Source organism: Streptomyces lavendofoliae (assembly GCF_014649735.1).
Lineage (GTDB): Bacteria > Actinomycetota > Actinomycetes > Streptomycetales > Streptomycetaceae > Streptomyces > Streptomyces lavendofoliae.
Window position 1 is genome coordinate 1 of the sequence record NZ_BMTP01000043.1, and the last position, 6911, is coordinate 6911.

Sequence of the window (6911 nt, forward strand, 5' to 3'; positions counted from 1 at the left end):
CCGCCTCTCCGCCCGGACCGTCTCCATGCGGGCCGCGTCCTGGCTTGTCGGGGCGGGCTGGACGACGTGGGCCATGACCACCGGCCCGCTGTCCTGGGCCGCCCTCGGGTCGCTCGCCACGATCGGCGTCGGCATGGGGGCTGCCGCCCGCGCCACCCTGCTGTACGAGGAGGCCCGCGAGCTGGAGGCTCTGGCCGCCGCCGAACGGCAGGTCGCGCGCGAACTGTCCGCCGAGCGCCGGGCGATCGCCGCGGAGTGGGTGGACCGCATCCAGCGGGTGTGTGGAATCACGGTGCGGGTGGTGGCAGTGGAGATGTGGCCCACCGGCACCGGCTTCACCATCGACGCCGAACTCCCCGCCGGCGGCACCACCTACGACCGCATCGCCCGCGAATCCGCCCGCCTCTCCGCCGACGCCCGCCTGCCGCACGGCTGCACCGCCACCGCCTCCCAGGGCATCCACCAGGGCCGCGTCCTCATCGACGTGACCACGGTCAACGTCCTGGAAGCCGAAATCCCCTACCCCACCGACTACAGCCCCCTGTCCCTGCACACCGGCATCCCCTGGGGACTTCGGACCAACGGCGACGAGGTCCGCGTCTACCTGCGCGAACAGTGCGCCCTGGTCGTCGGCCCGACGGGGTCGGGTAAGACGAACATGGTCCACACGATCCTGGCCGGGTTCGCCCGCACCACCGACGTCCTCACCTGGGCCATCGACCTCAACGCCGGATCCGCCGGCCTGCCCTGGGTGCGGCCCGCCCTCGACTCCACCGGCCAGATCACCAGCGGCATGCGGCCCGGGATCGACTGGCTCGCCGCCTCCCACGAGGAAGCCACGGTGATGCTGGATACGGCGGTGCGGATCGCCAAGCACCGCAAGATGGCCTACCAGGACCTGCTGTCCCGCGAGAACACCGACCTGCTCCCGGTCAGCGACCGCATCCCGCAAATCGAGATCGTTATCGACGAGGGAGCGGAGATCCTGGCCGCCACGGACAAGCCGTCCCGGGCCCTGGCCGCCAAGATCCTGGAGGTCATCCGGATCGCCCGCGCCATGGGCATCCGCACCGTCCTGACCGCCCTCGGAGCGACCGGGTCGGTCCTGGGCAACCTGATGATCCGCCGGGAAGCCAAAGCCCGTGTCGTGCTGACCGGGGGCGAGACCGAGGGCATGGACCTGAGCAAGCAGTTCCCCGGCTCACGCGGCCTGCGCGTCGACCAAGCCCCCTACAAGGGCTCCGGCTTCATGGGCACCCCGGAGTCACCGGCCGGGCTGTTCAAGTCCTGGCGGATCAAGCCGAACCAGATCCGCGACATCGTCGCCGCCACCTCCAACCGCCACCCCACGCTCGATCCGATCTCGGCCAAAGCCGCCGGGCCGGACTACGCACGCCGCTGGGACCTGACGCGCACCGCATGGATGCGCGACGACACCCCCAGCGGCCCGCCGGCCGATGCGCCGACCTTGGCAGCGGGCGTCCCGGCGGCCGGGCTGAACCTGTCCGCGCTCCGTGACAAGCGGACCACCGTCGCGGAGACGGACGAGGAAGCGCTGGCGCGGAAGTTCCGGGAGCAGATCGATGCCCAGTTCGCCACCGCCCCCGAACCCGGCACCGGCACCCCGCCGTCCGGGAAGCCGACCCCGGCAGTGCTGAACCTGTCCGCGCTCCGCAGCGAGGACAACGCCGCCAAAGACGCCGCCCTCGCGGTGCTGCTGGCCGCCGGCCCGGAGGGAACCGGGGCGTCCGCCATCGCCCGCGCCCTCGCGGACGAGCACGGCACCACTCGGCAGACCGTCGTCGGCTGGCTCAAGACGTGGACCGACGACGGCGTGGCCGTACGGATCGGGGAGGGCACCAAGACCCGCTACGTCCACCACCGGCACGCCCCCGGCGGGAGCGGCAGGGCGTAGTCGTCTGTCGCTTGTCGCCCGGACCGCGAGAAGGCCCCTGAACGCCCGCGTGAGGGCCGGAAAGGGGCTTTGACCTGCAAGGCGACAAGCGACAAGACAAGACAAGCGACAAGCCGCACGACAAGTCAGACGACAAGCGACACGACGAGCGACACGACAAGCCGAGACCGGGCAGCACCCCACCACGGGGGCGCTGCCCGCGCTGTTGAAGGGACCACGTTGTGCACGAGATCCCGTACGAGATCACCACCCTGACCGGCCAGCCGCAGCCGATACCGCGTCCGGTGATGCTGCCGGACGAGATGCCCCCGGGCGTCGACTGGGTCACCCTCCCCGGCGGCAGGCGGACGCTCGCCTACACCCACCAGCCCACCACCCTGCCCCCTCCGCCGGCCGCCGCCCGGCCGGTGCCGACGTGGGCCAAGACCACCGCCCTCCTCGCCCCGACGATCGGCGGGGGCATCGCGGCCGCCGGTATCGGGCTCTCCTACGCCGCCCCGGGACTGATCGCCATGAGCCACGCCCTGTGGGCCACCGTCGCCCTCATCGCCGCCGGAGCCATCGCCCTTCCGGTCCTCCTCGGTGCCTGCCGACGAGGAGGTAGGGGCGGTCCGGCGCGCATCACGCAGAACATCACCGCCACCGGCCTGTTCGGAAAGGCCACCGGCACGATCAACCACCGCTGACGAACGCCAAAGGCGGCCCCTCTCGCCAAAGACCGGGCCGCCCTTGTCTCCCAGCACTTCTCACAGAACTGGAGACCTCCAGCATGCCCGAACCTCCCCGGCTCGTCACCGCCGACCCCGCCTGCCTGCCCCTACTCGCCTCCGCCCTCGCGGCGGTGGAGCGTGGCTGGCCGGTCATCCCGCTGCACCCGCGCACCAAGCGCCCCGCCGGCCACCCGGAACGGGCTTGCCCCGCCACCGGGCGCTGCGCGGATGGGCACCGCACCCCCGAGCAGCGCGCCACGACCAACCCGAACCTGATCCGCGCCACCTGGGGCGCACGTCCGTACAACGTCGGGATCGCGACCGGTCCGGCCGGGCTGCTCGTCGTGGACCTGGACCCGGTCAAGCCGGAAGAGCCGAAAGGAGCGCCTGACGGCGCCATTTCCTTCGCGGCGCTCTGCGAGCGCGCCGGGCAGGCCGTCCCGGCTACCTACCGGGTGCGGACCGCCCGCGGAGGGGAGCACCTGTACTTCACCGCCCCGGCCGGGGTGCGGCTGAAGTGCAGCGTGAACCGACTCGGCCCGCACATCGACACCCGCGCCTGGGGCGGCTACGTCGTCGCTCCCGGCAGCACCACCCGCGACGGGACGTACGAGGTGACCGACGACGCCCCGGTCGCGCCGCTTCCGGGGTGGCTGGGCTCGCTGCTCACCGAACCGGCCAGGCCGGCCACGGTCGCTCCGGCGCCGCTTAGGGACGGCACGCGGGCCGCCCGGGTGGCGCTGGAACGTGAATGTTCGGTCATCGCCGCGGCGAGCGAGGGCGGGCCGCACGGCCGCAACAACACCCTGCACAGGAGCGCCTGCAAGATCGCCCGGTTCGTCGCGTGGGGCGACCTCCCGCGAGACGTGGCGGAGCAGGCAATCCAGGGGGCGGGGGAGTCGACCGGACTGCCGTCGGCCGAGTGCCGCACGACCATCCGCAGCGCCATGGACTGGGTCATCACCCACGCCACCCCGAGGAAGGCGTCATGACGGCGCCCACTCCCCCCGCCCTGGATTGCCTCACCAGCACCGTGACCGCCCCGCCGGCCGCCGCACATCCGGTGGAGGAGGCGGCCGTGGGCGAGCCGAAAGGCGCCGCCCGCAAGGGCGTCGTCACTGCTCTTCGCTCGAACCGGTCGACGGCACAGGCGGGTGCCGACCCGATGCCGGAGGCGCCCGGCATCCGGATCTTCGCCCCGCCGGTCTACCGGCATCACTACGACGGCGCTCGCTGGTCCACCCGGCCCGGTGCCCTGCCCACCGCCGCCTACGCCTGCACCTGCGGGCTGACCGGCACCGCCACCGGCCCCGACGGCGTCGCCGTGCTGGTCGGCGAGTACGACGCCCACCGATCCGCCTGCACCGGGACACCTGCCCCGCTCACCGAAGGGAGGCACGCCGCATGACCGACACCATCGACGGCGCCGCACTGCTCAACGAGGTGGAAGCCTTCCACCGCCGCTTCAACGTCTTCCCCGTAGAGGCCGCCTACGTCGCGGTGACCCTGTGGGACGCCCACGCCCACCTGATCGACTGCTTTGAGACCACGCCCCGTATCGCGTTCCTCTCCCCGGAACCCGGTTCGGGCAAGTCCCGCGCCCTGGAGATCGTGGAACTCCTCACCCCCCGCCCGGTCAGCACCGTGTCCGCCTCCGCGAACGCCCTGTACCGGCTGGTCGACTCCGCCGAGGGACTGCCCACGGTCCTGTTTGATGAGGTGGACACCATCTTCGGCCCGAAGGCCGGCGCCGACGAAGCACTGCGCGGCTTCCTGAACGCCGGATACCGGCGTATCGGCGGCGCCCTGCGGTGCGTCGGGGAGGGCTCCAACCAGAACTCGCAGCTCTTCGGCTCGTACTGCGCCGTGGCCATGGCCGGTCTCGGCTCCCTGCCCGACACCGTCCTGACCCGCTCAGTGATCATCCGCATGCGCAAGCGGGCACCGAACGAGAACGTCGAGTCCTATCGGCAGCGCCTCCACGAGAAGCAGGGCCACGCCCTGCGGGAACGGCTCGCCAAGTGGGCCGACACCGTTCGTGACCAGGTCGCCGAAGCCTGGCCCGAGATGCCTGAAGGCGTTACCGACCGGCCGGCCGACGTATGGGAACCCCTGCTGGCCGTGGCCGACGCCGCGGGAGGCCTCTGGCCCGCCCGTGCCCGCGCCGCGTGCCTGGAGCTGGTCAACGCCGCGCACGACAACGACGAAGCCTCCCTAGGCGTCCGGTTGCTGACCGACCTGCGGGACAAGGTGTTCTGCGGAGCCGACCGCATGCCCACCGCCGCCATCATCGAGTGCCTGCTGAGGATGGACGAGGCGCCGTGGGCCGACCTGCACGACAAGCCGATCAACTCCCGCGCGCTCGCCAGGCTGCTGGGCCAGTACGTCACGCCGGGCAACAAGCCGATCAAGCCGCGCGGCATCCGCACCCCCTCCGGCTTCCCCAAGGGCTACTACGCCGAGGACCTCACGGACGCCTGGATCCGGTACTGCCCCCCGCCCCCCGGAGAATCCGCCACGGCCGCCACGTCCGCCACACCGCAGGTCAGCGGGGGTGAATCCGTGGCGGATACCGCCACACCCATCCGCCACATGTCTGCGGAAACCGCCACACAGCTCAGCGTCACCGGCTAGCCGAGCCAGTCCGCCCGTGCCGCCACACCACTCCCGGTGTGGCGGCATCTATCCGCCACACCACCGGCATCCGCCACAAATCCAGGGCTCTGACCTGCGATGTGGCGGCGTGGCGGACGTGGCGGACCTCCCGGAAGAGGGATCACAGCCAGCTTGCTGCCCGAGGAGGCACCCACATGAGCTCCCCGCTCCCGACGAGCCACACGGCCGTGACCGTCCCAGAGGTCATGGCGGCCCTCAAACTCAGCCGCTTCAAGGTCTACGACCTGATCCGCACGAAGCAGCTCCCCAGCTTCACGGTCGGCCGGGCCCGGCGAGTGCCGGCCGACGCCCTCCACACGTTCATGCAGAACCAGCTCAAGGAGGCCGCGTAGTGGCCAAGCGCGCCAATGGCGAGGGAAGCATCACGATCCGGAAAGACGGCACGTACCACGGCCGCGTCTACGTCACGACGACCAGCGGCATCCGCAAGCGGGTGTCGGTCTACGGCAAGACCCGTGACGAGGTACGCGGGAAGATCACAGAACTTCAGGCCCAGGAGAACCAGGGCATTCCAGTCCCAGACACAAACATGAACCTGGAGGACTACCTCACGTACTGGCTGGCCAAGGTGGTCAAGGTTCACCGGCGGCCCAAGACCTACCAGGGGTACGAAAGCGTGGCCCGGGTCCACCTGGTCCCGGGGCTGGGCCGGAAGAAGATCCGGACTCTCCGGGCCGCCGAGATCCGTACATGGCTCGCGCGAGTCGCCTCCGAGTGCCAGTGCTGCAAGCACGGGTGGGACAAGGAGCGGCGGGAACCGGAGTGCTGCGCGGCGGGGGAGTGCTGCAAGGCGCTGCTGTCCCGCCGCATGGTGCAGTCCATTCACGCGGTGCTGCGGAACGCGCTTCAGAACGCCGTGCGCGAGGAGCTGATCGTGCGAAACGTCGCCCAGCTCGTCCAGGTCCCTACGCCCACGTACGACACCGGGAAGGGGCTCAGCGTCGCGGAGGCCCGCCTCCTCCTCCGCCAGTCGGAGGAGGACCGGCTCCACGCGCTCTACGTCCTTGCCCTCGTCATGGGCATGCGGCGGGGCGAGCTACTGGGGCTTCGGTGGGCCGCCGTGGACCTGGAGAGGGAGACCCTGATCGTGGAACGGGCGCTCCAGCGGGTCGACGGGGAGCTGATGCTCGTCCGACCCAAGACGCTCGCCTCTGTCCGGACGGTGCCCCTTCCGCCGTTCGTGACCAAAACCCTGATCGAGCACAAGGAGCGGCAGGCTCAGGAGCGGGCCGCCGCCGGCATCGAGTGGAAGGAACACGGGCTAGTCTTCACCTCCCGCGTCGGGACACCACTGGAGCCGGACAACCTTCGGCGGAGCTGGCACCCGCTCCGCAAGCGACTGGGGCTGGAGATCCGCTTCCACGACCTCCGGCACTCGGCAGTGTCCCTGCTGCTGGACCTGGGGGCGCCGCCGCACATCGTCCGGCAGATCGTCGGCCACAGTGACATCGGGGTCACGATGAAGGTCTACGCCCACGCGTCGCTGGACGAACAGCGCAAGGCACTGCGGAAGCTCGGAGACGCCCTCTCCTGACCCCGTTGGGGTACCGGTTGGCTTAACCGACACGAGAACACCCCCACCGAAGATCTTCGATGGGGGTGTTTGCCCT

Annotated in this window: 7 protein-coding genes; all 7 read left to right on the forward strand. The window is 71.0% G+C overall.

The genetic code is table 11. The annotated features are described in order from the left end of the window. On the forward strand, positions 1-1915 hold a 1915-nt coding region (locus tag IE109_RS32575; protein ID WP_189554970.1), incomplete at its 5' end, for a hypothetical protein. Positions 1916-2136: 221 nt separating this feature from the next. Next, a complete protein-coding gene (locus IE109_RS32580) occupies positions 2137-2601 on the forward strand; it encodes a hypothetical protein (RefSeq protein ID WP_189554971.1) in 465 nt (154 codons plus the stop codon). A gap of 83 nt (positions 2602-2684) precedes the next feature. Continuing rightward, the gene (locus IE109_RS32585) at positions 2685-3617 is read left to right on the forward strand and encodes a bifunctional DNA primase/polymerase (protein ID WP_189554972.1); all 933 of its coding nucleotides are present in this window, start codon (positions 2685-2687) and stop codon (positions 3615-3617) included. Continuing rightward, the gene (locus IE109_RS32590) at positions 3614-4033 is read left to right on the forward strand and encodes a hypothetical protein (protein ID WP_229891878.1); all 420 of its coding nucleotides are present in this window, start codon (positions 3614-3616) and stop codon (positions 4031-4033) included. Before IE109_RS32585 ends, IE109_RS32590 begins: the two co-directional genes overlap by 4 nt. After that, complete coding sequence (locus IE109_RS32595) at positions 4030-5259, forward strand: DUF3631 domain-containing protein (RefSeq protein WP_189554973.1); 1230 nt, start codon at positions 4030-4032, stop codon at positions 5257-5259. The genes IE109_RS32590 and IE109_RS32595 overlap by 4 nt, the downstream gene beginning before the upstream one ends. A 176-nt stretch (positions 5260-5435) precedes the next feature. Beyond that, the gene (locus IE109_RS32600; RefSeq protein ID WP_189554974.1) at positions 5436-5633 is read left to right on the forward strand and encodes a helix-turn-helix domain-containing protein; all 198 of its coding nucleotides are present in this window, start codon (positions 5436-5438) and stop codon (positions 5631-5633) included. Next, entirely contained in the window at positions 5633-6835 is a 1203-nt protein-coding gene (locus IE109_RS32605) for a site-specific integrase (RefSeq protein WP_189554975.1), read from the forward strand. Before IE109_RS32600 ends, IE109_RS32605 begins: the two co-directional genes overlap by 1 nt. The last annotated feature ends 76 nt before the right edge of the window (positions 6836-6911 follow it).

Excerpts from the sequence above, each read along its gene's own strand:
- IE109_RS32595 (WP_189554973.1), top strand. The coding sequence starts at position 4,030 with ATGACCGACACCATCGACGGCGCCGCACTGCTCAACGAGGTGGAAGCC.
- IE109_RS32590 (WP_229891878.1), top strand. The coding sequence starts at position 3,614 with ATGACGGCGCCCACTCCCCCCGCCCTGGATTGCCTCACCAGCACCGTG.
- IE109_RS32585 (WP_189554972.1), top strand. The coding sequence starts at position 2,685 with ATGCCCGAACCTCCCCGGCTCGTCACCGCCGACCCCGCCTGCCTGCCC.
- IE109_RS32600 (WP_189554974.1), top strand. The coding sequence starts at position 5,436 with ATGAGCTCCCCGCTCCCGACGAGCCACACGGCCGTGACCGTCCCAGAG.